Annotated in this window: 19 protein-coding genes; 9 read left to right on the top strand and 10 right to left on the bottom strand. The window is 67.5% G+C overall.

The annotated features are described in order from the left end of the window. Positions 1-140: 140 nt before the first annotated feature. From C1720_RS00360 to C1720_RS00330, 7 genes are all read right to left on the bottom strand, one after another. Positions 141-1,328 carry a PepSY-associated TM helix domain-containing protein gene (locus C1720_RS00360; RefSeq protein ID WP_102282838.1) on the bottom strand — a complete coding sequence of 396 codons (1,188 nt, stop codon included), beginning with the start codon at positions 1,326-1,328 and terminating at the stop codon, positions 141-143. Between the two features lie 289 nt (positions 1,329-1,617). Continuing rightward, the gene (locus C1720_RS00355) at positions 1,618-2,520 is read right to left on the bottom strand and encodes an OmpA family protein (protein WP_050716071.1); all 903 of its coding nucleotides are present in this window, start codon (positions 2,518-2,520) and stop codon (positions 1,618-1,620) included. A 51-nt stretch (positions 2,521-2,571) separates the two neighbouring features. Next, positions 2,572-2,937, bottom strand: coding sequence for a DUF4398 domain-containing protein (locus C1720_RS00350; protein ID WP_102282837.1), 366 nt, complete (start codon positions 2,935-2,937; stop codon positions 2,572-2,574). 41 nt (positions 2,938-2,978) lie between these two features. Next, on the bottom strand, positions 2,979-3,614 hold the full coding sequence (upp, locus tag C1720_RS00345) for a uracil phosphoribosyltransferase (RefSeq protein ID WP_050716073.1): 636 nt from the start codon (positions 3,612-3,614) through the stop codon (positions 2,979-2,981). A 61-nt stretch (positions 3,615-3,675) separates the two neighbouring features. Continuing rightward, entirely contained in the window at positions 3,676-4,992 is a 1,317-nt protein-coding gene (locus C1720_RS00340) for an RsmB/NOP family class I SAM-dependent RNA methyltransferase (protein WP_102284415.1), read from the bottom strand. Positions 4,993-5,036: 44 nt separating this feature from the next. Beyond that, positions 5,037-6,677, bottom strand: a complete 1,641-nt coding sequence (locus tag C1720_RS00335; protein WP_102282836.1) for a phosphoethanolamine transferase — start codon at positions 6,675-6,677, stop codon at positions 5,037-5,039. 119 nt (positions 6,678-6,796) lie between these two features. After that, positions 6,797-8,476 (bottom strand): NAD+ synthase, encoded by a 1,680-nt coding sequence (locus tag C1720_RS00330; protein ID WP_102282835.1) that lies wholly within the window; start codon positions 8,474-8,476, stop codon positions 6,797-6,799. Positions 8,477-8,839: 363 nt separating this feature from the next. On the opposite strand from C1720_RS00330, the gene C1720_RS00325 reads away from it, so the two are divergent. After that, entirely contained in the window at positions 8,840-9,493 is a 654-nt protein-coding gene (locus C1720_RS00325; protein ID WP_102282834.1) for an alpha/beta hydrolase, read from the top strand. 45 nt (positions 9,494-9,538) lie between these two features. Continuing rightward, positions 9,539-10,702 (top strand): D-alanyl-D-alanine carboxypeptidase family protein, encoded by a 1,164-nt coding sequence (locus C1720_RS00320; RefSeq protein WP_102282833.1) that lies wholly within the window; start codon positions 9,539-9,541, stop codon positions 10,700-10,702. Between the two features lie 194 nt (positions 10,703-10,896). On the opposite strand, the gene C1720_RS00315 is transcribed toward C1720_RS00320, so the two are convergent. From C1720_RS00315 to C1720_RS00305, 3 genes are all read right to left on the bottom strand, one after another. Further along, positions 10,897-11,103: a hypothetical protein gene (locus C1720_RS00315; RefSeq protein ID WP_102282832.1), complete on the bottom strand. Its 207-nt coding sequence runs from the start codon at positions 11,101-11,103 to the stop codon at positions 10,897-10,899. A gap of 42 nt (positions 11,104-11,145) precedes the next feature. After that, positions 11,146-11,652, bottom strand: coding sequence for a phasin family protein (locus C1720_RS00310; RefSeq protein ID WP_102282831.1), 507 nt, complete (start codon positions 11,650-11,652; stop codon positions 11,146-11,148). A 76-nt stretch (positions 11,653-11,728) separates the two neighbouring features. Then, positions 11,729-13,486, bottom strand: a complete 1,758-nt coding sequence (locus C1720_RS00305) for a PHA/PHB synthase family protein (RefSeq protein ID WP_102282830.1) — start codon at positions 13,484-13,486, stop codon at positions 11,729-11,731. A gap of 153 nt (positions 13,487-13,639) precedes the next feature. On the opposite strand from C1720_RS00305, the gene C1720_RS00300 reads away from it, so the two are divergent. The 7 genes from C1720_RS00300 to C1720_RS00270 all read left to right on the top strand — a co-directional run bounded on the left by C1720_RS00300 (position 13,640) and on the right by C1720_RS00270 (position 24,803). After that, on the top strand, positions 13,640-14,749 hold the full coding sequence (locus tag C1720_RS00300) for an HlyD family secretion protein (protein ID WP_158241593.1): 1,110 nt from the start codon (positions 13,640-13,642) through the stop codon (positions 14,747-14,749). After that, positions 14,746-17,580 (top strand): ribosome-associated ATPase/putative transporter RbbA, encoded by a 2,835-nt coding sequence (gene rbbA / locus C1720_RS00295; protein ID WP_102282828.1) that lies wholly within the window; start codon positions 14,746-14,748, stop codon positions 17,578-17,580. Before C1720_RS00300 ends, rbbA begins: the two co-directional genes overlap by 4 nt. A 177-nt stretch (positions 17,581-17,757) precedes the next feature. Next, a complete protein-coding gene (locus C1720_RS00290; protein ID WP_233199711.1) occupies positions 17,758-18,915 on the top strand; it encodes an ABC transporter permease in 1,158 nt (385 codons plus the stop codon). Positions 18,916-18,920: 5 nt separating this feature from the next. Then, the gene (locus C1720_RS00285; RefSeq protein WP_158241592.1) at positions 18,921-20,507 is read left to right on the top strand and encodes a TolC family protein; all 1,587 of its coding nucleotides are present in this window, start codon (positions 18,921-18,923) and stop codon (positions 20,505-20,507) included. A 46-nt stretch (positions 20,508-20,553) separates the two neighbouring features. Then, the gene (locus C1720_RS00280) at positions 20,554-21,195 is read left to right on the top strand and encodes a TetR/AcrR family transcriptional regulator (protein WP_102282826.1); all 642 of its coding nucleotides are present in this window, start codon (positions 20,554-20,556) and stop codon (positions 21,193-21,195) included. Positions 21,196-21,555: 360 nt separating this feature from the next. Further along, entirely contained in the window at positions 21,556-22,764 is a 1,209-nt protein-coding gene (locus C1720_RS00275) for an efflux RND transporter periplasmic adaptor subunit (RefSeq protein WP_102282825.1), read from the top strand. A gap of 110 nt (positions 22,765-22,874) precedes the next feature. Then, positions 22,875-24,803, top strand: coding sequence for a MacB family efflux pump subunit (locus C1720_RS00270; RefSeq protein WP_158241743.1), 1,929 nt, complete (start codon positions 22,875-22,877; stop codon positions 24,801-24,803). Positions 24,804-24,855 lie beyond the last annotated feature (52 nt).

Raw genomic sequence — 24,855 nt, 5'->3', positions numbered from 1 at the left:
ACGCTTTTATTCGCTCCTTAATCCATAGCATGATGTCCTAGTGGAATGAGCGCGAAGCGGCTTTTTCATCCCTTTGATTTGCTCCTGTTTTGATAATCCCAGGCCAGCATGTCGGAGAAAGCGAAAGCGGGCTGGCGTTTTCAGCGCCGCTGCACCGAACCCGCTTTGGCCGTCTTGTTGCCCTTTTTCAGCCACAGGTAAAGCCCGCTGCCCAGCACGATGATGGACAGCACGTCCAGCAGCGCCCACAGGATTTGCATGGGCCAGCCGCCGTAGTCGCCAAAGTGCAGCGGGCGCGACATGAGCAGCGCCGTCAGGTACCAGGGCAGGCGCGGCGCGGCGGTCACTTGCGCGGTGCGCGCGTCCACCAGCACGGGGCGCGGCAGGTGCGCTGTCAGCGGCGTGTTGCCGCGCATGAAAAAGACGTAGTGGTGCGGGCTGGCAAAGGCCGTGCCCGGGAAGGCCATGAAATAAAGGCGCGTATCAGGCACGGCCTCTTGTGCGGCGTGCAGGGCCTGGTGAATGGGCGCGCGCTCGCCTTGCGGCACCGTGGGCTGGCCTTTGTAGGGGGCCAGGTAGGCCGAGAGCTGGTCGTGCTGCCAGTATTTGACGAGCAAATCGGCCCAGGTGTTGATGACGCCGGTGCCGCCCACCACAAAGAGCCAGGCCAGCAGCACGATGCCCAGCAGGTTGTGCAAATCCAGCCACTTCAGCCGCCGCTGGGCAGCGCGCTGTTTGCGCGCCCTGTCATCTTCCTGGCGGCTGGCCGGGCGGTCGCTGCCGCGCCGCACTGTGCCGAATGCGAGCTTGCGCATGAAGGGCGCGTAAAGCACCGTGCCGCTGATGAGCGAGACGAGCAGCAACACGCCCATCAGCCCCAGAAAGAGCTTGCCCGCCAGGCCCGCGAACAGGTCCACGTGCAGCTTGAACATGATCCACAAAAAGCCGCTGTGCAGCGGCGGCGTGCCCAGGTAGTCGCCCGTGCGCGCATCCACCACGACAAGGCGGAAGTCATCCGTGGGCGCGGGCGTGGGGGCCATCGTCACGCGCCAGAGATCGTCACTGTCTTCTTCGGGCGATGCGTATTGCGCCACGCGATCGGGGTGAACGCGCTGCGCCACGGCCACGGCTTCGTCCAGGGTGACGGCGCGCGCGGCCACGCCGGCGGGCAGCGGCGGCGCTTGCATTTCAGTGCCGAGCCAGTGCCCCAGCTCGTGGTGAAAGATGAGCGGCAGCCCCGTCAGGCACAGCAGCAGCATGAAGACGGTGCAAATGAGGCTGCTCCATTTGTGCAGCCAGAGCCAGACGCGGGTGGTTTGTGGCGTCATGAGATGAAAAGGCTGAAAAGGCAAAAGGTGCGAGGAAGACAAGCTGCATGACCTCACGCCGGATGCGATGGATTGAGGAATCTGTTCGCAGTCTATTCGTGGACGCGAAAAGCGCAGATCCGGGCGCTCTTGGGTTTCGCCAATCTTCAGCAAGTGACAAAGCCCGTCTGTAGTTTGCACCTCGCGGCCCATCCCGATTCGCTGTCCTTCACGGTCAGGGTTGGTGCAGCTTTGCATAAATGAAAACGGGCCGCGCGTGGCGGCCCGGCGGGCATGGCTTGCGGCTTCTTTATTGGTTGCGGCCGCGAAGGTTGCCTTTGTCGTCGGCAATGATGACTTCCACGCGGCGGTTCATGGCGCGGCCTTCGGCAGTGGCGTTGTTGGCCACGGGGTAGTCCTTGCCATAGCCCTGCGCGGTGATGCGGCTGATGTCGATGCCGCGCTGGGTGAGGGCAGTCTGCACGGCCTGGGCGCGGCGGCGGGAGAGGTCGAGGTTGTAGCTGGCGGAGCCGACAGAGTCGGTGTAGCCCTCCACGAGCAGGCGGCGGTCGGGGTACTGGCGCAGGAATTCGGCGAGTTTGTCCAGGCGCGGGCCGGCGGCGGCGAGCAGGTCGGCCTTGCCGAATTCAAAGAGCACGTCGCCCAGGGTGACGAGCAGGCCGCGTTCGGTTTGCTGGGCTTCGATTTCGCGCAGCTTGGCTTCAAGCGCTGCGACGCGGGCCTGCGCGGCCTGCGCGGCGCTTTGCTGGCGGGCGGCTTCGGCACGGGCGGCTTCGGCGCTTTGCTGGGCGCGCAGGGCTTCAGCGCGGGCGGCTTCGGCTTCGCGGGTGCGCGCTTGCAGGCGCAGCTGGCTGGCCTGGTTGCTGGCGTGTTGCAGCTGGCTGTCGGCGTTGCGGGCCTGGGCTTGCGCCTGGGCGATGGCGGCGCGCTGGCGGGCCAGGTAGGCCAGGTGTTCGGTTTCGGCCTGGTCGCCGTCCTGCGCCCAGACGCGGTCAGCGCGGGCCAGGGTGTCGGAGGCGGCTTTGAGTTCGAGCGCGGCGCGTTCGGCCACGGCGGGGGTGGCGGCGGCCTGATTGACGGCGCGGCGGGCTTCTTCAAGCGCGGGGTTGGGCGGGTTGGCGCCGCAGGCAGCGAGCAGGGCGGCGGCGCTGGCGGCCAGCAAGGCGGAGGTGCGAAGGCGTTGTCGGGTCATGGCGATAAGGGGTTTGAGTAAAGGAATGGCGCAGATATGGCTGGCCGCGAATTACTGGCCGCGGCGCTGGAGTTCGTCATCCAGCGAGCGGATGGATTCCTGCACTTCGCGCACGGCGCTTTCGCCGCGCAGGGCGGCGGTCTTGGATTCGGCCAGCCGGGCGTCAACGCTGGCTTGTTCGGCCAGGCGGCGGGCCTGCACGTAGTCGCGGTTGCTCATCGCGCGCTCGGCGCGGGCGAGCTTGTCGCGCGCGGCTTGCAGTTCAACAGGGGCGCTGCTGACGATGCCGGGGTTGGCGTTCACACGCTCGACGGCGCTTTTGGCCACGGCCATTTGCTCGCGCGGAACGGGGGCGCTGGAGCAGGCGGCCAGCAGGGCGGCGCTGGCGGCAAGCAAGGCAATGGAGGTGATGCGCATGGTATTTCCTCTCTGTTTGAAAAAGCGGTGGTTGAAACGTTTTATTTTGTGCCAAAAATGCGGTCGCCCGCGTCGCCCAGGCCGGGGAGGATGTAGCCGTGATCGTTGAGTTCGCGGTCAATGGCGGCGGTGTAGATGGGCACGTCCGGGTGGGCGGCGTGCAGGGTCTGGATGCCGGTGGGGGCGGCCAGCAGGCACAGGAATTTGAGCGAGCGCGGACGGGCGGCCTTGAGCTTGTCCAGCGCAGCGACGGCGGAGTGGCCAGTGGCGAGCATGGGATCCACGGCGATGACATCGCGCTCCTGAAGATCGGCGGGCATCTTGTAGTAGTACTCCACGGCCTTGAGCGTGGCCGGGTCGCGGTACAGGCCAATGTGCCCCACGCGGGCGCTGGGCACCACGCGCAGCAGGCCGTCGAGCATGCCGTTGCCCGCGCGCAGGATGGAGGCGAACACGAGCTTTTTGCCGTCGATCATGGGGCTTTGCATGGTTTCCAGCGGGGTTTGAACCTCGACCAGATGCGTGGGCATGTCGCGCGTGACTTCGTAGGCCATGAGCATGGCCAGCTCGCCCAGCAGGGTGCGGAAGGTGGTGCTGCTGGCGTTCTTGTTGCGCATGAGGGTGAGCTTGTGCTGCACGAGGGGGTGGGTGACGTGGTGGACTTGGGGCGGTGTCATTGGTTTTCTTCTTTCGGAAGGAGACGATGCGAAATGAAGCGGCGGGCGCGAACGCCTGTCCTTACCGGCGCTGCCAGACGGCGGCAAAAAAGCCGTCCGTGCCATGCAAGTGCGGCCACAGGCGCAAATGTCCCGCTTCAGTCGTGAGCCGGGCCGCCTGCGGCACTTTGGCGGCGGCGAGAACGTCGCCCGCGTGCAGCGGCGCAAAGCCGGGCAGCGCGTTTGAAAGGGCCTGCGCCACGGCTTCGTTTTCCTGCGGCAGCAGGCTGCACGTGGCGTAAACCAGCCGCCCGCCGGGCTTGACGAGGCGGGCGGCGCTTTGGGCGATGGAAAACTGCTGTTCGGCCAGGCGGGCGATGTCTTCAGGGCAGGTGCGCCACTTCAGGCCGGGCGCGCGGCGCAGCGTGCCCAGGCCGGAGCAGGGCGCGTCCACCAGCACGGCATCGGCCTTGCCTTGCAGGACGTTGAGGCGTGCGTCGCGCTCGTGGGCGATGGCGGCGGTGTGCACGTTGCCCAGCCCGCTTCTGGCCAGACGCGGCTGAAGGCCCTGCAAGCGGTGGGCGGAGGCGTCAAACGCATACAGCCGGCCCGCGCCGCGCATCATGGCGCCCAGCGCCAGCGTTTTGCCGCCCGCGCCCGCGCAAAAGTCCACCACCAGCTGGCCGCGCCGCGCCTGCGTGAGCAGCGCCAGCAGCTGCGAGCCTTCGTCTTGCACTTCCACAAGGCCCTGCTGCCACGCGGGCAGATGGGCCAGGCGCGGCTTGCCCGCCACGCGCAGCCCCCAGGGCGACCAGGGCGTTTCCTGCGCCTGAATGCCGCTTGCGGCCAGCGCGGCGGCCACGGCAGGGCGCTTGGCCTTCATGGCGTTCACACGCAAATCCAGCGGCGCGGCTTGCAGCAGGGCTTCGGCCAGCGGCCAGAAGTCTTGCGGCTGTTGCGTCATGGATGCCTGCAAGGCGGCGGCCAGCCAGTCGGGCAGGTTGTGGCGGCAGGCTTCAGACAGGCCGGCGGGCTGGCTTTGCAGGGCGCGGCAGGCGGCCAGCCAGGAGCGGAGTTCGGCGGGCGCGTCTGAAAAATCGCTGCTTTCGCTGCCTTCGCCATCAAGCAGCGCCAGCAGCGCCATGCGGCGCGGCATGGGCCAGTCAGCACTGTTGGCAAAACCGGCGGGCGCTTCGGCTTCAAAGCGGCGCGCCAAGTGTTCATACCAGCGCTTGCGGCGCAGCACGGCGTAGGCGGCATCGGCCAGCCGGGCGCGTTCGCGCGAGCCTGTGCGGCGCTTTTCAAAGAACTGCGACACCGCCATATCGGCAGGCTGCGCATGGGCCAGCAGGGTTTGCAGCAAGTCAGCGGCGGCGGCGCTCAGGGCAAGAAGGTGCATGGGGCGCGAATTTTCCCATTGCGCCGCAGGGCGGCGGACGGCCATCAGCGGCCCGCCCGGCGGCAAGGCTGGATGATGTCCAGCGCCTGCTGCCAGGTGCTGCCGGGCGCTTGCGTGTCCAGCCGCATCAGGGCATACAGGGTGCTGTAGAAGTTATCTTGACTGTATGAGCCGCTTTGCGCGCGCTGGCGCAGGCACTGAATGTCGAAATCGCCTTCTTCCAGCCAGGCGGGCGAAAACCAGAAAATCATGGGAATGCGCGTTTGCTCTTTGGGCGCAATGCTGCGCGGCGTGCCGTGCAGGTAAATGCCGTTTTCGCCCAGCGATTCGCCGTGGTCTGAAGCGTAGAAAACCATGCTGGCCATATCCGTGCGCTTTTCCAGCCGCCCAATCACGTCGGCAATGAATTTGTCGGTGTAAAGCAGCGTGTTGTCATACGTATTCACCAGCTCTTCATTGGTGCAGCGGTGAATTTCATTGGTATCGCAAGTGGGCGTGAACTGGCGGTATTCAGGCGTATAGCGCGCGTAATAGGCCGGGCCGTGGCTGCCAATGGTGTGCAGCACCAGCACGGCGTCTTTTTCTTGCGCGCTGTCAATCAGTTTGTCGAAATCAGTGAGCAAAATATCGTCCATGCATTCGCCGCCCTGGCAGTATTCGGGCAGATTGCGATGGGTGATCAATTCATTGGGAATGCGGTTGCAAACGCCTTTGCAGCCGGTATTGTTATCCACCCAGTAAACATAAACGCCCGCGCGCTGGAAAATATCCATCAGGTTATCCTGCATTTCGGCGTGCGCCTCGTCATAATGCGCGCGGTCCATGACGGAAAACATGCAGGGCACGGACGTGGCGGTATCGGTGCCGCAGCTTGAAACCTGTGTGAAATTGATGATGTCACTGCGCGCGGCCAGCCGGGGCGTGGTCTGGCGCGCGTAGCCGTTCAGCCCCCAGTTTTGCGCGCGCGCCGTCTCGCCCACGATGATGACGGCCACGCGCCTTTTGGCGCCAGGCGCGGGCGGCAGCTGGCGCGCGTTCACGTCCAGCCGGGTGTAAGGAATGCGCGCGCGCCAGGCCATGCGCGCCTTGGAAAGCGCCGCGCCCACAAAATTGGAAGGCACCACCAGCTTCATGATGCCGTGGTTATTGCGAAAAAAGCTGGCGTAATCCTGATAAAACCCCCAGGCAATGCCCGCCATGCCCAGCGCCGAAAAAATAATCCAGGCCATGCGCCAGCCCAGCTCCCGCACCAAAGAGCGCCATTGCACTTTCACCAGTAAATAAAGCAGCGCGGGCGCAATGCCAAACACGACAACCCAAATGGCGTAAGAAGGCGAGAGCACGCGCAGCGTTTCTGCCGACGTGGCTTGCAAAACATTATTCAGTATTTCGCGCGAAAAATACACTTTCAGAAAAATGCTGCTCCATGAAATGGCCGCGCCAATCACGATCAGCGCGGGCATGATGACGCGGTGCAAAAACGGCAGCGCCAGCAATTGCGCGAAAATGTTGATGAAAAAGAAAATGAAAAACGGCAGCGTCAGCAAAAACCAGTCGCCGCTTTCACCCCGGAAAGGGTGGGCGCGCAAGGCCTCGGCAAAAAAGGCGTAATTGAGCAGGGTGAAAAAAAGCGCGGCAAAAGCCGCCAGCGTGGTGGAAGTCAGGCGCGGCGCTGGTATTTTCATGGCTGAATCATGACGGAATGGCTTGCTGCCGGAAAACAAAAAAGTCCGCTGGTTTGGCGGACTTTTCATGAATAACCGGCGGCAGGGCTGAACAGGATTATTGGAAATGGCGCGCGAGTCTATCGCAAACCGTTCGTGACAGGGTAACGCCAGTCTTTGCTGCCAAAGCCGCGCTGCGAAACGCACGGCCCCGGCGCGGACTGGCGGCGCTTGTATTCGGCCAGCCGCAGCAGGCGCAGCACCTGCGCCGTCTGCGCGGGGTCAAAGCCGGCGGCTTCCAATTCGGCGCGACCATCGCCTTGCTCCAGCACGCGCGCCAGCATGGCGTCCAGCACTTCATAGGGCGGCAGGCTGTCCTGGTCGGTCTGGCCTTCGCGCAGCTCGGCGCTGGGCGGGCGGGTGATGATGCGCTCGGGAATGGGGTTGTCCACCGTGCCGCAGGGGTTGTGCGCGTTGCGCCAGCGCGCCAGCGCGAAAACGGCGGTTTTGTAAACGTCCTTGATGGGCGCAAAGCCCCCGCACATGTCGCCATACAGCGTGCAGTAGCCCACGGCGTATTCGCTCTTGTTGCCCGTGGTCAGCAGCAGGTGGCCGTGCTTGTTGGACAAGGCCATGAGCAGCACGCCGCGCACGCGCGCTTGCAGGTTTTCTTCCGTGGTGTCGGCAGGCTTGCCGTCCAGCAGCGGCGCCAGGCTGGCTTGCAGGGTTTCAAAGGCGGGGGCAATGTCGATTTCGTCATGCCGCACGCCCACGCGCCGGGCCATTTCGCGCGCGTCTTGCAGGCTGATGCTGGCGGTGTAGGGGCTGGGCATCATCACCGTGCGCACCTGGCTTGCGCCCAGCGCATCGACCGCCAGCGCCAGCACCAGCGCCGAGTCAATGCCGCCCGACAGCCCCAGCAGCGCCTGCCCAAAGCCGTTTTTGCGCGCGTAGTCACGCAGCGCCAGCACCAGCGCGTCCCAAAGCTGGCCTTCGGGTGATTCAGGCGATTCGGGCGAATCCGCCGCCAGCGCCAGATGGCCGCCTTGCCAGGCCGCCCGCACCGGCCACAGCTGCGGCTCAAAGCGCGCCGCACGCCCGGCCAGCGCGCCATCGGCCTGCAAGGCAAACGATGCGCCGTCAAACACCAGCTCGTCTTGCCCGCCCGTCAGGTTCGCGTAAACCAGCGGCAGGCCCGTTTCCAGCGCGCGCTGGCGCATGGCCTGCTGGCGCTCGTCTGGCTTGCCCGCCCGCCAGGGCGAGGCGTTGATGACCGCCAGCAGCTGCGCGCCCGCCGCCCTGGCCTGCGTGGCGGGCGCGGCCTGCCAGGCGTCTTCGCAAATGAGCAGGCCCACGCGCAGGCTCTGCGCGCCTTCGCCTGCCTCGAACACGCAGGCCGCTGGCGGCCCCGGCACAAAGTGGCGGCGCTCGTCAAACACGGCGTCATCCGGCAGGTTTTGCTTGAGCGCCGTGGCCACGATGCGCCCGCCGCGCAGCACGCTGGCTGCGTTGTGGCACAGCGCGCGCCCCGCTTCGTGCGGCCCCGCCACGGGCGCGGGGTGGCCCACCACCAGCGTCAAATCAGCCAGCGCCGCCGTCTCCTGCGCAATGCGCGCCACGCTGGCCTGGCAGGCCGCAACGAAACCGGGCTGAAGCAGCAGGTCATCCGCCGGGTAGCCGCACACTGCCAGCTCCGGCGTGAGCAGCAGCCGCGCGCCCTGCGCGTGCGCCGCGCGTGCGGCCTCAACAATCAGGCGGGCGTTGCCCGGCAAGTCGCCCACGGTGGGGTTGATCTGGGCAATGGCAATGTGCAGGGGCATGGCAGTGAAAGAAGCGGTTGCGCAAAGGGCGGCGAGTATGCGCCCGGCAGCCCGGAGCCTGCTCGCGGCCAGGCCGCAAAGCGCAGAAAAAGACGGCCCGGCGCATGGCCTGATTTCGCTCCTTCATTCATAGCATGAGGTCCTAGTGGAATCAGCGCGAAGAGGCATTCTGACCCCCTTGAATTCGCTCCTGTTTCTGATACACCCGGGCTATGTGGGCAGCTTGCCGCGCCCACCCTCTGCCCTTTGCCGCTTGCTGGCACGCTTGCCGTTTCAGCATCAGGGCCTCAACGCCCCATCGCCCGCCAGCCCTTGTGGAATGGGCGCAGGCAGCTATCTTTTCTGAAGCAAAATCGCCAGCCCATGAACGCTCACACCCAATCTCTCACCCTGCAAGGCGAGGCCGGAGCCATTGAGGCGCTGCTGGACCGCCCCGGCGCCAGCCAGCCCGGCAGCCAGGCCGCGCGCGGCCTGGCCGTGATCGCCCATCCGCATCCGCTTTTTGGCGGCGCCATGAGCAACAAAGTGGTGCAAACGCTGGCGCGCGCCTTCGTGCAGTGCGGCTGGCGCGCGCTGCGATTCAACTTCCGGGGCGTGGGCGCGAGCGCGGGCGTGCATGACGAAGGCCGGGGCGAGGCGCGCGACATGCTGGCCGTCATCAGCCAGGCGCGCGAGGGCGGCGAAGCGCTGGCGGTGGCCGGCTTTTCTTTCGGCGCCTTCGTGGCTGCACAGGCCGCAACCAGCCTGGCGCAAGCCGGTGACGAGCCGGCGGCGCTGGTGCTGGTGGGCACGGCCGCTTCGCGCTTTGCCGTGCCGCCCGTGCCGCAAAGCCTGCATGAAAAAACGCTGGTGTTGCATGGCGAGGCCGATGACACGGTGCCCCTGGCCGCCGTGCTGGACTGGGCGCGGCCGCAGTCACTTCCCGTCACGGTTATTCCCGGAGGCGGGCATTTCTTTCACGGACAATTGCCGCTGCTCAAGGGGCTGGCCGCGCGCCATTTGCGCTCCCTGGCTTGAGCCTGAACCGTCCTTCCCCGTTTTTTCCCCTTTTTTCATTCCGAAATGACGCGATTTGCCCGCGCGCTGGCCGCGCTTTTTTTCGCCGCAGCCGCTTTGGCGGCCACCGCCCAGACCCTGCCCCAGCCGCCCGACATCGCCGCGCGCGCCTACATGCTGGTGGACGTAACGGCAGGCGGCCAGATTCTGGCTGCCAAAGATATTGACGAGCCTGTCGAACCAGCCTCCCTGACCAAGCTGATGACCGCCTATCTGGTGTTCGACGCCCTGCGCGCGCGCAAAGTCACGCTGGAGCAGCGCCTGCCCGTCTCCGAACGCGCGTGGAAGATGCCTGGCTCGCGCATGTTCATTGACCCCAAGATGCAGGTGCCCGTGGATGATTTGCTCAAGGGCATGATCGTGCAGTCCGGCAACGACGCCACCGTGGCCCTGGCCGAGGGCGTGGGCGGCACCGTTGAAAACTTCGTGCGCCTCATGAACGAGCAGGCCAAGGCGATGGGCCTGAAAAACACGGGCTTTACCAACCCCGAAGGGCTGACCGAAGCGGGACACACCACCACCGCGCGCGACCTGGCCACCCTCTCCACGCGGCTGCTCCAGGACTTTCCCGAATACATGCACTACTACAGCATCAAGAAATACCGCTACCCCGGCACCCCCGCCAGCAACGAAAACAACCGCAACTGGCTGCTCCAGCGCGACCCCACGGTGGACGGCTTCAAAACCGGCCACACCAAAGCCGCCGGCTACTGCCTGGTGGCCACCGCCAAGCGCGACTTTCCCGGCCTGGGCGGCCGCCGCCTCATCTCCATCGTGCTCGGCGCCGACAGCGAATCGGCCCGCGCCAATGAGTCACAAAAGCTCCTGAACTGGGGCTACACCGCCTATGAAGGCGTGAAACTCTTTGACGCCAACGAACCCGCCGCCTCACCCCGCATCTGGAAAGGCGCCAGCAACACCCTCAAGCTGGGCCGCACGCAACCCATCATCGTGGCCGCCCCGCATGGCAGCGCCAGCAATCTGAAAACCGAAATCGCCCGCCCCGACCCGCTGGTGGCCCCCATCGCGCAAGGCCAGGCCATTGCCACCCTCAAGGTGTCGCTGGACGGCCAGACCTTGAGCGAGCAGCCCCTCATCGCGCTGGAAGCCGTGCCCGAAGCCGGCTGGCTTGGCCGCATGTGGGACGGCATGCGCCTGTGGCTGCACTGAGCGGCGCAGCCTGCGCGCCCCGCCATGATGAAAAAGGCCGCTTTGCCAGCGGCCTTTTTTGCGCGCTTTCGTGCGGCGCTTGGGGCAGCGCAGCCTGCGCCCGCCAGAAAGAATCAAAAACAGGAGCGAATTCAAGGCGCTTGAAAGCCATCTCGCGCAGATTCCACTAGGACCTCATGCTATTGATTCAGGAGCTATTTTTTGAAGCCCTCTGAATCCATTTGCTGTTTGTCCATGAGCACGAAAAGCGCAGCCTTGAAGGCGGCTGCCTTGCAAATTGTCAGCAAGTCACACAACCTTTCTGCACCTTGCAGCTGGCTTTGAACAGGCCTTTGCTGAGAAAACGGGCCATGTGGAAAAGAGAAAAAGCCTGCATTCCAGATGGAAAGCAGGCTTTTCATTTTCAAATGGCCCGTGCGGCAGGCGCGGCCTTGAAAGTTTGGTTATTGGGCGGGCTTCTTGCCCTTGGCTTCGGCCTTTGCGGGTTCGGGCGTGGCCGGGTTTTGCAGCCATTGCCAAGGTTGCAGCCAGGCCTGCAAGGCGTTCTGGCCGCTCGGGTTTTGCGGCTGCCCTTGGGTTATGGCGCCCAGAATCTGGGCCAGGTCTTTCTGCCAGGCTTGCATGGCTTGCTGCGCGCCTGTGGAAAAGCTGGCCTGCGTTTTCAAAAGAGCCTGCATGGCGGCCTGGCTGTCGCTGAGGCGGCGCTGCACTTTCTGCCAGAAGGCGTCATTGGGCAGGTCGGCGAGCTTGCGCCAGTCGTCGGCGTCCAGCAGGCTTTGCATGGCGGCGTCGCTTTCGCTGATGCTGTCATGCAGCAGGCGGTGGCTGTAGTCCAGCCATTGCTGGCTGTTTTCCTGCAACAGGCGCAGCAGTTTCACTTGCAGTTCCAGATTGAGCTTGTGCAGGGTGAAGGGCAGGTTCCGGGTGGATTGGTCCTGGGTCGTGCTCATGAAAGCTCCTTTGCTTCAGGGTGGGGAAAACGATGCGGGGTTTTGCATGGGCCAAGGCCGGAGCCTGGTTTGTCTTTTATTTCTGCAATACGTACTGGCCTGGCGCGTCGGCCACGGCATCGCCCATGCGCGGAGGCTGGGCAGGTTTGCCGGAGCGGGCGTTCAGCCAGTCGTTCCAGGCGGGCCACCATGAGCCTTCGTGGCGGGGCGCGGCGGCCAGCCAGGCATCGGGCGTCAGGCTGTCGCCGCCCGCGTGGCGGGTGAGCATCTGGTAGTGGCGGCGCGGGTGGCCCGGTTCGCTGACGATGCCAGCGTTGTGGCCGCCGTTGGTGAGCACGAAGGTGATTTCGGCGGGCGCGAGGCGGTGCAGCTTGAAGACCGAGCGCCAGGGGGCCACGTGGTCGGCCACGGTGCCCACGCAGAACACGGGCAGGCGCAGCGCGCCCAGCGAGACGGGCTGGCCGTCCACAAGGTAGCGGCCTTCACTGAGGTCGTCGTGCAGGAAAAGCCGCCGCAGGTACTGCGCGTGCATGCGGGCGGGCATGCGCGTGGTGTCGGCGTTCCAGGCCATCAGGTCGTTCATGGGACGGCGCTCGCCCAGCAGGTATTCGCCCAGCAGGCGCGACCAGAGCAGGTCATAGGAGCGCAGCATCTGGAAAGCGCCTGCCATTTGCCGCCCGGTCAGGCAGCCGCGCTGGGTCATCTGCGCTTCCAGCAGCGCGATCTGGCTTTCGTCGATGAACAGGCTCAGCTCGCCGGGTTCGCTGAAGTCGGTTTGCGCGGCAAACAGCGTCATGGAGGCCAGGCGGCCCAGTTGCCCGTCGCGCGCCAGCGCCGCCGCCGCGATGGCCAGCAGCGTGCCGCCCAGGCAGTAGCCCGCCGCGTGCACGGCATGGCCCGGCGCGATGGTTTCTATGGCCTCCAGCGCGGCGCGAAAGCCCAGGTTCAGGTAGTCGTCCATGCCCAGATCGCCGTCGTTTTCATCCGGGTTCTTCCATGAAATGCAGAACACGGTGTGGCCCTGGTCCACCAGGTATTTGACGAGCGAGTTGTGCGGCGAAAGGTCCAGGATGTAGTACTTCATGATCCACGCGGGCACGATGAGCACCGGCTCGGGGCGCGTCTTGGCCGTGGCGGGCGCGTACTGAATCAGCTCCATCAGCCGGTTGCGCAGCACGACCTTGCCCGGGGTCACGGCCACCTCGCGCCCGGGCGTGAAGCGCTCGGCTCCGGCGGGCGGCTCTTCGGCCATGAGGCGCTGGAAGTCATCCAGCCAGTAGTTCAGGCCGCGCGTGAGGTTGGCCCCTCTCTCGCGCCAAGTGCGTTGCAGCACGACGGGGTTGGTGAGCAGCCAGTTGCCGGGCGAAAACACGTCCAGGCACTGCCGCGCGGCGAAGGAAACCACTTGCTGGTGATGCGCAGACACGCCCCACACGTCTTGCGTGGCCGCCTCCCACCACTGCTGTTGCAGCAAAAAAGCCTGGTGGTGCAGGTTGAAGGGCCACCACTGCCAGGCCGGGTCGGCAAAGCGGCGGTCTTGCACGGGCGGCTCGGCGGCCAGGGGCTGATCGCCTTGCAGCTGCGCGGCCCGCAGGCCATCGGCCAGCAGCAGGCGCTGCGCGTAGGCCAGCAGCTGTCCGCCAAGCTGCCCCGCCAAACGCAGCAGCTGAAGCTGCCGGCCGGGGCTGGCTGCCAGGTGCGTGGCCCAGTCCGTCACGGCCAGGACCATTGACTGGGGCGAGATGGAAAACGACAGGCGCGCCAAGGCGGCATGCGTGAGCAAATCCAGGCGGCGCACGCCCAGCAGGGCGGAATCAGGTTTTTTTTCTGGCATGGCGTTGCGGGATGAAATTTCTCTTGCGTCCGCAATGCTAGTCATGAATTGAACACTCATGTTCAAATTCAGGCGCACAGTTGATGCGCATCAATCACTTGGATGATCCGGCTGCGCACAATGCCCGGCGTTTTGCCCCCGATCAAGTTTTTCATGACCGCTGCTTTTGCCCGTCTGGCCCTTCGTTTCAACCGTCCGCCTTTGCGCTTTTTTCTTCTGGCCGCCGCGCTGGCCCTGGCGGGTTGCCAGAAATTGCCGCCGTGGTGGCCGCAGTGGTGGCCGGGCGCGCGGCAGCAGGCGCTGCCCGAGGGCATTTACCGCGCCAACGGACGGCTGGAACTCACGCGCGTGGATGTGGCTGCCAAATACCCAGGCCGCTTGCGCGAAGCGGCCTTTCAGGAAGGCGAGCGCGTGCAGGCCGGGCAGGTGCTGGCCGTGCAGGAAGACGGCGAATTGCAGGCCAAACTGGCACAGGCGCGCGCCGCGCTGGCCCGCGCGCGCTCGGAGCAGGCGCGCGCCCGCGCCGGGCAGGCCGCGCAGTCGCGCAAGGCGGCGCTGGCGCGGCTGGAGTGGCAGCAGGCGCAAAGCCTGCTGCGCCAGCAGCAGATTTCGCCCGTGGAGCTGGAAAAGCGCCAGTTGGCGCTTGACGCCGAAACCGCCGTGCTGGAGGCTGCGCAAGGGGCCGTGCAAACCGCAGGCCACGCCGCAGAAGAAGCGCAGGCGCAGATTGAGCTGGCGCAGGCCATGCTGGAATCGCTGCAGCTGCGCGCGCCGCTGGACGGGCGCGTCGAATACCGCCTGGCCGAGCCGGGCGCCATGCTGGCCCCGGGCAGCCGCGTCGCCACGCTGCTGGACGCGGGCGATGCCTGGCTGACGGTGTTCTTCCCCGCTGCCGTGGCCGGGCAGCTGAAGGTGGGCGATGAGGCGCGCGTCACTCTGGAAGGCCTGTCCGCCGCCTTGCCCGCCACGGTGGCCCTGGTGGACGAGCAGGCGCAATTCACGCCCAAATACGTGGAAACGGCCAGCGAGCGGGAAAACCTGGTTTACCGCGTGAAGCTGCGCATTCCGCGTGAGACGGCGCTGGCCTGGCCGGGCGTTCTCAAAGGCGGCGTCACGGGCGACGGCTACGTGCGCACCGGCAGCCAGCCCTGGCCCGCGCAATTGCAGGTGCAGGTGCAAGCGCAGGCCGGCCCGGAAAGCGCCGCGCAGGCGCCGCAGGAGAAGGCCGCAGGGGCCGCGCCCGCTGATGGGGGCGCGCCTTGAGCGGCGGCGCGCCGCAGCCCGCCGCAGCGCCCGCTGACGCCGCCGTGGCGCTGCGCGGCGTCACGCACCGCTACGGGCAGGCGCTGGCCTTGCATGAGGTGTCGCTTGAGCTGCCGCGCGGCGCGAGCATTGCGCTGGTGGGGCCGGATGGCGTGGGCAAATCCACGCTGCTGGCGCTGGCGGCGGGCGTCAAGCGCATCCAGTCCGGGGGCGTGCTGACGCTGGGGCAGGACTTGGCCGACGCGCGGGGCCGCGCCGCGCTGGCCGCGCGCGTTGCCTTCATGCCGCAGGGGCTGGGGCACAACCTCTACCCCACGCTGAGCGTGGCCGAGAACGTGGACTTTTTCGCGCGCCTGTTTGGCCTGGGCGCGCGCGAGCGGCAGGCGCGCCAGGCACGGCTGTTGCACGCCACGGGGCTGGCGCCTTTTGCCGGCCGCGCGGCGGGCAAGCTCTCCGGCGGCATGAAGCAAAAGCTTGGCCTGTGCTGCGCGCTGGTGCATGACCCCGAGCTGCTCATTCTTGATGAACCCACGACCGGCGTCGATCCCCTCTCGCGGCAGCAGTTCTGGGCGCTGGTGGAAGGCTTGCGGCGCGAGCGGCCCGGCATGACCGTCATCGTCTCCACCGCCTACATGGACGAGGCCGGGCGCTTCGAGCGCCTGGTGGCGATGGACGCAGGCCGCGTGCTGGCCCAGGGCAGCCCCGCCAGCCTGATGGAGCGCACGGGCGCGGCCAGCCTGGAAGAGGCCTACATCGCCCTGCTGCCGCCGGCCAAGCGCCCGGCGGGCGGCGCGCTGAGCATCGCGCCCTGGCGCGACACGGGCGGCGCGCCCGCCATTGAGGCCAGCGGGCTGACGCGCCGCTTTGGCGGCTTCACGGCCGTCGATGGCGTGAGCTTTCGCATCGGGCGCGGCGAAATCTTCGGCTTTCTCGGCTCCAACGGTTGCGGCAAGAGCACCACCATGAAGATGCTCACCGGCTTGCTGGACATCACCAGCGGCAGCGCGCGCCTGCTGGGCCAGCCCATCCGCGCGGGCGACATGAACACGCGCATGCGCGTGGGCTACATGTCGCAGGCGTTTTCGCTGTATGAGGAGCTGAGCGTGCGCCGCAACCTGTGGCTGCACGCGCGGCTGTACCGCATGCCCGCGCCTGCGGCGGCGCAGGCCGTGGAGCGCGCGCTGGACGAGTTCGATCTGCGCGCGCACGCCGACGCGCTGCCCGCCGCGCTGCCGCTGGGCATGCGCCAGCGCCTGCAACTGGCGGCGGCCTGCCTGCACCGGCCTGAAGTGCTCATCCTGGACGAGCCGACTTCGGGCGTCGATCCCGCCGCGCGCGATCTGTTCTGGCAGCGCCTAGCCAGCCTGTCGCGGCAGGAGGGCGTGACCATCTTCGTGTCCACGCATTTCATGAACGAGGCCGCGCGCTGCGACCGCATTTCGCTCATGCACCGGGGGCGCGTGCTGGTGGTGGGCGCGCCGCAGGCGCTGGCTGACGCGCGCGGCGGCGGCGATCTGGAGCGGGCCTTCATCGCCTGGCTGCAAGATGCCGCGCGCGAGGATGGCCAGGCAAGCGCGGAGGATGGAGAAGGCGCGGAAGGCGCACTTGAAGTCCTGCCCGCAGCCCCGCCAGCCGAGCCGCCAGCGCCCGAAGCGGCGGCTCCGGCCCCGCCAGCGCCCCGCAGCGCCCTGGCGCGCTGGCTCGCCCTGGCCTGGACTTTCGCCCGCCGCGAGGCGCTGGAGCTGGCGCGCGACCGCCTGCGCCTGGCCTTCGCGCTGCTGGGGCCGGTGGCGCTGCTGTGCATTGCGGCCTACAGCATCTCGTTTGACGTGGAGAACATCCGCTTTGCCGTCATTGACCACGACCGCAGCGCCGCCAGCCGCCACTTCATCGAGCAGTTCCAGGGTTCGCGCTACTTTGCGCAGCAGCCCTCGCCTGCCAGCCGCGCCGAGGGCGATGCCTGGCTGCGCGATGGCCGCCTGCGCCTGCTCATTGACGTGCCGCCGGGCTTCGGGCGCGACCTGGCCGCCGGGCGGCAGCCCGGCATCGACTTCGCCATTGACGGGGCCGTGCCTTTTACCGCCGCCAGCGTGCGCGCCTACGCCAGCGCCATCACGCTGGACTACGCGCAGCGCCTGCTGCGCAGCCAACCGCTGCCCGTCAGCGCGGCAGCGGCGGCGGCCTGGCCCGTCACGGTGCAAACGCGCTTTGTCTACAACCAGGAGTTCCGCAGCATCTACGCCATCACGCCGGGCGTGATCATGCTGGCCATGATCCTGGTGCCCACCATGCTCACCGCGCTGGGCGTGGTGCGCGAAAAGGAAACCGGCTCCATCGTCAATCTCTACGCCTCGCCGGCCAGCGTGGGGCAGTACCTGCTGGGCAAGCAGCTGCCCTATGCCGCGCTGGCGGCGGCGAGTTTCGTGAGCCTGGCGCTGCTGGCCGTGGCGGTGATTGGCGTGCCGCTCAAAGGTTCGTTCTGGGCGCTGCTGGCGGGCGGGCTGCTGTTTTCGCTGACGGCCACGGCGCTGGGGCTGCTGGCCTCCACGCTGGTGCGCTCGCAGGTGGCGGCCATCTTCGGCTGCTCGCTGCTGTGCCTGATTCCGTCGGCCAATTTTTCGGGCCTGCTGTACCCCGTCTCGACCATGACCGGCGCCAGCTACGTCATCGGCAAGGCGTTTCCGTCGTCCTGGTTCCAGCTGGTGAGCCTGGGCGCTTTCTCCAAGGGGCTGGGCGCGGGCAGCTTCGGCTGGCCCTACGCCATGCTGGCCCTCATGGCCCTGGCCTGCCTGGCGGGCGCGCGGCTGCTGCTGCGCAAGCAGGAGGCGTGAGGCAAAGAGCCTGTTTCAGCTCCTTTATTCATAGCATGATGTCCTAGTGGAAACTGCGCAGATGCCATTTTTAGACCCCGTTAATTCGCTCCTTTTATTGATGCGCCACGCCATGCCTTTTCATGCCTTGCCCGCTTTTTTCTCCGCTTGTGCCCGCCCGGCTTTGAGGGCCGCGTCATGCGTGCGCGCTGGATGAGCGCCGCCGGGCGCTGGCTGCTGAACGTGGGGCTGCTCACGGGCAAGGAGCTGCGCAGCCTGGCGCGCGACCCGGTGCTGGTGGCGCTGATTGCGTTTGCCTTCACCTTCGCCATCGTCAGCATCGCGCACGGCATTCGCGCCGACGTGTTCAATGCCTCGGTGGCGGTGGTGGACGACGACCGCTCGTCGCTGAGCCTGCGGCTGCGCGACGCCATTCGCCCGCCCCACTTCAAGCCGCCGGCGCTGATCGCGCGCGATCAGGTTGCGCCGGGCATGGATGCGGGCGAGTACATCTTCGTGGTGCAGTTTCCGCCCGGCTTCGAGGCCGACACGCTGGCGGGCCGCCGCCCGGCGGTGCAGGTGCTGGTGGACGCCACCGCCATGACGCAGGCCAGCCTGGGCGCGGCCTACTTCCAGCAAATTTTTCTGCAGGAAACAATGGCCTGGCTGCGCGGCCCCGGCGCCAGCGCGCAGGCGCTGCTGCCTCTGCGGGTGCAAAGCCGCCTGCACTTCAACCCCAACAACGATTCGGCGTGGTTCACCTCGGTGATGCAGATCGCCACCAACGTCACCATCCTGGCCATCGTGCTGGTGGGCGCGGCCGTCATCCGCGAGCGCGAGCACGGCACCATCGAGCATCTGCTGGTCATGCCCGTGCGCGCCAGCGAAATCGCCCTGGGCAAGATCGCGGCCAACGGGCTGGTCATTCTGGCGGCGGCCCTGCTCTCGCTGTGGGGCGTGGTGCGCCTGGGGCTGGGCGTGCCGGTCAATGGCTCCTGGCTGCTGTTCGGCGCGGCCACGGCGCTGTATCTGTTTTCGGCCACGGCGCTGGGCATGTGGCTGGCCACGCTGACGCCGTCCATGCCGCAGTTCGGGCTGCTGGTGGTGCCGGTGTACGCCATCGCCTACCTGCTCTCGGGCGCGGCCTCGCCCGTGGAATCCATGCCGCCCGCCCTCCAGCAGCTGGTGCGCTGGCTGCCCACCACGCAATTCGTGTCGCTCACGCAGGCGGTCATCTACCGGGGCGCGGGCGTGCGGGCCATCGCGCCGCAGCTGGCGGGCATCGCCGTCTCCGGCGCGCTCTTTCTGGCGCTGGCCGTTTCGCGTTTTCGCTCCATGCTCGCCCGACAAGGATGAATGCCATGCCCCTTCTTCGCGCCTCAGGCGCTCCCCGCGCTCCTCGTGCTCCCCGCGCTCTTTGCTCCCCGCGCCGCGCCGCGCCCTTGCTGGCCCTGGCCTGCGCAGCCTGGCTGGCCGGCTGCGGCCAGGCGCTGAAAGTGCACACGCCCCCTGCCCAGGCGCGCGTGCCGGACGCTTTTTCTGCCCCCGCCGCGCAAGCCGCTGGCGGGCCGCAGCAAGACCTGGGCCGCTGGTGGCGGCTCTGGGGCGACGCGCGGATGAACGCGCTGATCGAACGCGCCCTGGCCGCCAGCCCTGACATCCGCGCCGCGCAGGCCAACCTGCGAGCCGCCCGCGCGCTGGCCGACGTGGCCGAATCAGCCCTGTATCCCACCGTCGTGGCCGCAGCCGCCGCTGGCGCAGGCACGGCCGACTGGCGCAATGCCAGCGCCTGGCGGACGCTGGCGCCGCCCTACAGCGCCGCGCTGCCTTCTTCAGCCGACGCGCGGGGCCTGGCCGCTGGCGTGGGCGCCGTCTGGGAGGCCGACGTGTTCGGCGCCCGCCGCGCCGATGCCAGCGCCGCCCAGGCCGCCGCCGCCATTGCCCAGGAGCGCCTGCACGGCGCACACATGCTGGTGGCCGCCGAAGCCGCCAGCAACTGGCGCGAAGCCCTGGCCCTGGCCCAGCGCCTGTCCATACTGGATGCCGCCACGGCCACCGCCGCCCAGCTGCACGGCTACGCCCAGGCGCGCCTGGCCGCAGGCCAGGCCCGCGCCGCCGACGTGGCCGCCGCCCAGGCGCGCCTGGCCGGGCTGCAAGCCGCCCGCCCCGCCTTGCAGGCGCTGCTGCTCACCCGCCGCCAGCGCCTGGCCGCGCTCTGCGGACAGCCTCCAGGCCAGCCCGACGCCGCGCTGGCCGCGCTGCTGCCGGATGTGCCGAATGCGCCGAATGCGCCGAATGCGCCAGCCGCCGCGCCTGAAGCCGCCGCATCCGAAACCGCCGCCCCGCCCGAGCCATCTGCGCCGCCCGCGCCGCCAAGCGGGCAGCTGCCTTCCAGCGTGCTGGCGCGCCGCCCCGACGTGCGCGCGCGCCAGCAGGCCGTGCAGGCGCGCGCCGCCCAGCTCAAAAGCCTGAAAGCCGAACTGCTGCCCAGCTTTGGCATCGTCTTTCTCGGCAACGAAGGGCGGCTGGACTTCAGCGGCCTGCCCCGCGCCAGCGGCGCGGGCGGCCTGATCGGCCTGCGCGTTTCGCTGCCCCTGTTCACCGCAGGCCGCTTGCAGGCGCAGGCGCGGGCGGGCGACGCGCGCCTGCACGCCGCCGTGGCCGAATACGACCGCGCCGTGCTCGACGCGCTGCAAGAAGTTGAAGCCGCCTACGCCGCCCGCGCCGCGCTGGACGCGCGCGTTGAAAGCCTGCGAGCCGCCCGCCAAAGCGCCGCCCGCCGCGCCAGCGGCCTGCAAGCCCTCTACCAGGCTGGCGAGCGCCAGCGCGACGCCCCCTTGCAGGCGCGGCTTGAGCTGGCCGAAGCCGACGACGCCCTCGCCCAGGCCCGCATGCAGCAGGCCAGCGCCAGCATCCGCCTCTACCAGGCGCTGGGCGGCGGCTGGTGAAAGCCGCCCGCCCGCGCACCCGCTCCGCAGCAAGAAAACAGAAAACATGCCCGCCACCCCATCCGCCGCTGCCGCCGCAGCATCCGGCCGTTGCCCCCCGCTGAACGCCGCGCAGCAGCGCATTCACCAGGCCGCGCTCAGGCTGTTCGCCGAAAAAGACCCGGCCACCGTCCAAATCAGCGAACTGGCCGCCGCCGCCCAGGTGGCTCGCGGCACCATCTACAACAATCTGGAATCCGTGGAAGCCCTCTTCGGCCAGCTCGTCATACGCCTGTGCGCCGACATGAGCGAACGCATCGACCGCGCCATGAGCGGCGAACCCGACCCCGCCATGCGCCTGGCCGCCGGCGTGCGCCACTACCTGCAACGCGCGCGCGACGAGCCGCACTGGGCGCGCTTCATCTTGCGCTACGGCCTGACCCAGCCCCCGCTGGCCCAGCTATGGCACGGCCCCACCATGCGCTACCTGCGCGAAGGCATCGCCAGCGGCCGCTTCACGCTGCGCCCCGGCCAGGCCCGCACCGCCGCCGTGCTGGTGGCCGGCGCCGTGCTGGGCGGCTTCGCGCAAATGCAGCAAAGCGGCGCCTCGCCGCGCCGCATTGGCAGCGACATCACCGAGCTGCTTTTGCTCTCGCTGGGCCTGCCCGCCAGCGAAGCGCTGCGCATCGCGCGCGCCCGCATGGATTGACGGACCGGCAGCGCCTGGCAGACGCATCAAAAACAGGAGCGAATTCAAGGGCGTTTGAAGTGGCATCTGCGCACGTTCCACTAGGACCTGATGCTATGAATCAAGGAGCTGATTCAGCTCTTTGCCCAGGCTTTTCATCCGCTTTTCCCCCTTTCCGGCATGGCCGCTGCGCCCGCCCTTTGCGGCAGGTTGCAAGCGACTTCCGGCAAACGCATGCCAAGACCTGCCTGCGGTTCGCGCTTGCCGCTCCTTGCCGCCCCTCGCGGACAGACTGGAACAGGTGTCCTTATTTCTTTACCGAGGCGCAAAGCGCGCTCGGTACACTCGCGCGCTTTTATGGGCAACACAGGGTTTTTACTGATGCGCAAATCTTGGCGAACAGGAGGCTGGCTGGCGCTGGCCTTGGTGTTGGGCGCAGCCTTCTGGTGGTGGAAGACTTCTGGCGGCCCGCCTGCGCCGCAGTGGGTGACGGCGCCCGTGCAAAAGCAGGACCTGGAAGACACCGTGCTGGCCACGGGCGCCATTCGCGCGCTGCGGCAGGTGAATGTGGGCGCGCAGGCCACGGGGCAGGTCAAGGCGCTGCATGTGAAGGTGGGCGATGTGGTCAAAAAAGGGCAGCTCATTGCCGAGATTGACGACACCACGCAGCAAAACGCCTTGCGTGACGAGCTGGCGGGCATCGAGTCGCTCAAGGCGCAGCGCGCTTCGCGGCAGGCGGCGCTCACGCTGGCTAGGCAAAACCTGGCGCGCCAGCAGGAGATGATGGCCAAGGACGCCACCTCCCGCGCCGATTTGCAGTCGGCGCAAAACCAGCTGGCCGCCGCCGAGGCCGATTTGAAAACCAACGCCGCCCAGCTGGAGCAGGCGAACCTGAAGGCGCAGACGGCGCGCGCCAATCTGGGCTACACGCGCATTGCCGCGCCCATGGACGGCACCATCGTGGCCGTGGTGACGGAGCAGGGACAGACGGTCAATGCCGCCATGTCCACGCCCACCATCGTCAAGCTCGCCCGGCTGGACGAAGTGAAGATTGAGGCGCAGATTTCCGAGGCCGATGTGCCCCGCGTCAAGCCCGGCATGGCCGCCTGGTTCACGCTGCTGGGCGAGCCGGACAAGCGTTACGCCACCGAGCTGAAAGCCATCGCCCTGCTGCCGCCGGCCGATGAAAGCGGCAGCAGCGATACCAGCGCGTCGGCCACATCCGCCGCCAGCGCCACGGCCATTTACTACAACGGCATCCTGCACGCGCCCAACCCCGATGGCGTGCTGCGCGTTTCCATGACGGCGCAAGTGCACATCGTGGTGGACCGTGTGCAGGGCGCGCTCACCGTGCCCGCCAGCGCGCTGGGCGCCAAAGATGACGAAGGCCGCTACGCCGTGCGCGTGCTGACGGGCGAGGGCGATGAGCAGCGCGAAGAAACCCGCCTGGTGCGCGTGGGCCTGAACAACCGCGTGCATGCCCAGGTGCTGGAGGGCCTGAAAGAAGGCGAGCGCGTGATCACCGGCGAGGCCACGCCGGCCGGGGATACCGTCAGCGTGGAAATGGGGCCGCCGCCCATGGGGCCTTGAAGGAGCGCGCCATGACCGAACACCGCCTGGCACAAGCCGGGGAAGCAAGCGGGAAAGAAAGCGCGGAAAAAGCGGAAAAAGCGAATGGCGGCGGGCCGGGCGCGCCGCTGATGCGCCTGCGCGGCGTCACGCGCGAATTTCCGGCGGGCGACGGCCCGGTGGCCGTGCTCAAGGATGTGAACCTGACGATTCGCGCGGGCGAGATGGTGGCCATCGTCGGCCCATCCGGCTCTGGCAAATCCACGCTGATGAACATCATCGGCTGCCTGGACCAGCCTTCGCGCGGCAGCTACCAGGTGCTGGGCCGCGAAACGCGCGACATGCAGCCGGATGAACTGGCGCGCCTGCGCCGCGAGCATTTCGGCTTTGTCTTTCAGCGCTATCAGCTGCTGACGGGCCTGACGGCGCAAGACAACGTGGAAATTCCCGCCATCTACGCGGGCCTGGGCGCGGCTGCGCGCCGCGCGCGATCGGCCCGCCTGCTGGAGCGCCTGGGGCTGGGCGAGCGCCTGGCGCACAAGCCCGGGCAGCTCTCCGGCGGGCAGCAGCAGCGCGTGTCCATTGCCCGCGCCCTCATGAACGGTGGCAGCGTGGTGCTGGCCGATGAACCCACCGGCGCGCTGGACAGCCACACGGGCGAGCAGGTCATGCAGATTCTTCAGGAACTCAATGCCGCCGGGCACACCATCATCCTCGTCACGCACGATGCCAAGGTGGCCGCCCACGCGCAGCGCGTGATTGAAATTGCCGACGGCCGCATCACCCGCGACAGCGCCGCTGCTGCGCCGCCTGCTGCGCCCGCCAGCGAAGCGCCGCCGCCCAAAGCGGGCCTGGCCGCCTGGCTCATGCGCCTGCGCGAAGCGGCGCGCATGGCCCTGCACGCCATGCTCTCGCACCGCATGCGCACGCTGCTGACCATGCTGGGCATCATCATCGGCATCGTCTCCGTCACCCTGGTCAATGCCATCGGCGAAGGCGCCAAGCAGCAAATCCTCTCGGACATCAGCTCCATCGGCACCAACACCATCTCCATCTTCGCCGGCTCCGGCTTTGGCGACCGGCGCGCCGACGCCATCCGCACCCTCTCGGCTGCCGACGCCGCCGCGCTGGCCGAGCAGCCCTACGCACACAGCGCCACGCCGCAAGTGCAAACCAGCGTCACCCTGCGCATGGGCAACCAGGAAAAAACCGCCACCGTCAGCGGCGTATCCGCCGAATACTTCAACGTGCGCGGCCTCACCCTGGCCGCCGGCGTGCTGTTTGACGAAAGCAGCGTCAAAAACCTGGCGCTGGACGCCGTGATCGACGACAACACCCGCAAAACGCTCTTTCCGGGCGGCGGCAACCCTTTGGGCCAAATCATCCTGCTGGGCAGCGTGCCCGCACGCATCATTGGCGTCACCGCCAAGGAAAAAAGCAACTTCGGCTTCAACTCGGGCAACACCGTCTGGCTGCCCTACACCAGCGTCATGGGGCGCCTCACCGGCAGCCAGGTGCTGCAAAACATCTCCGTGCGCGTCAAAGACGGCTACACCACCCACTACGCCGAAAAGCAAATCACCGAGCTGCTCACGCGCCGCCACGGCAGCAAAGACTTTTTCACCAGCAACAGCGACACCGTGCGCGAAATGGTCGAAAAAACCACCTTCACCATGCAGGTGTTCATCTCCTCCATTGCCGTCATCGCCCTCGTGGTGGGCGGCATCGGCGTGATGAACATCATGCTGGTGAGCGTGACCGAGCGCACGCCCGAAATCGGCATCCGCATGGCCGTGGGCGCGCGCCAGGCCGACATCCTCCAGCAATTTCTCATCGAAGCCGTCTTCGTCTGCCTGCTGGGCGGCCTGCTGGGCATCGGTCTGGCCTTTGGCCTGGGCTGGGTGCTGGAGCGCCTCTCCAGCGAAGTGCATCTCGTGTTCTCCGCCAACGCCATCGTGCTGGCCGTGGCCTGCTCCACCTTCATCGGCCTGGCCTTTGGCTTCTGGCCCGCCCGCAGCGCCGCGCGCCTGAACCCGATTGACGCGCTCTCGCGGCAATAAGCACTGGGCACAAGATATTTCCGCTCCTCAATCCATAGCATGATGTCCTAGT

Origin of the sequence: Ottowia massiliensis, assembly GCF_900240305.1 — a bacterium.
GTDB classification, from domain to species: Bacteria; Pseudomonadota; Gammaproteobacteria; order Burkholderiales; family Burkholderiaceae_C; genus Ottowia; species Ottowia massiliensis.
This window is presented reverse-complemented; position numbering and strand designations above follow the sequence as displayed.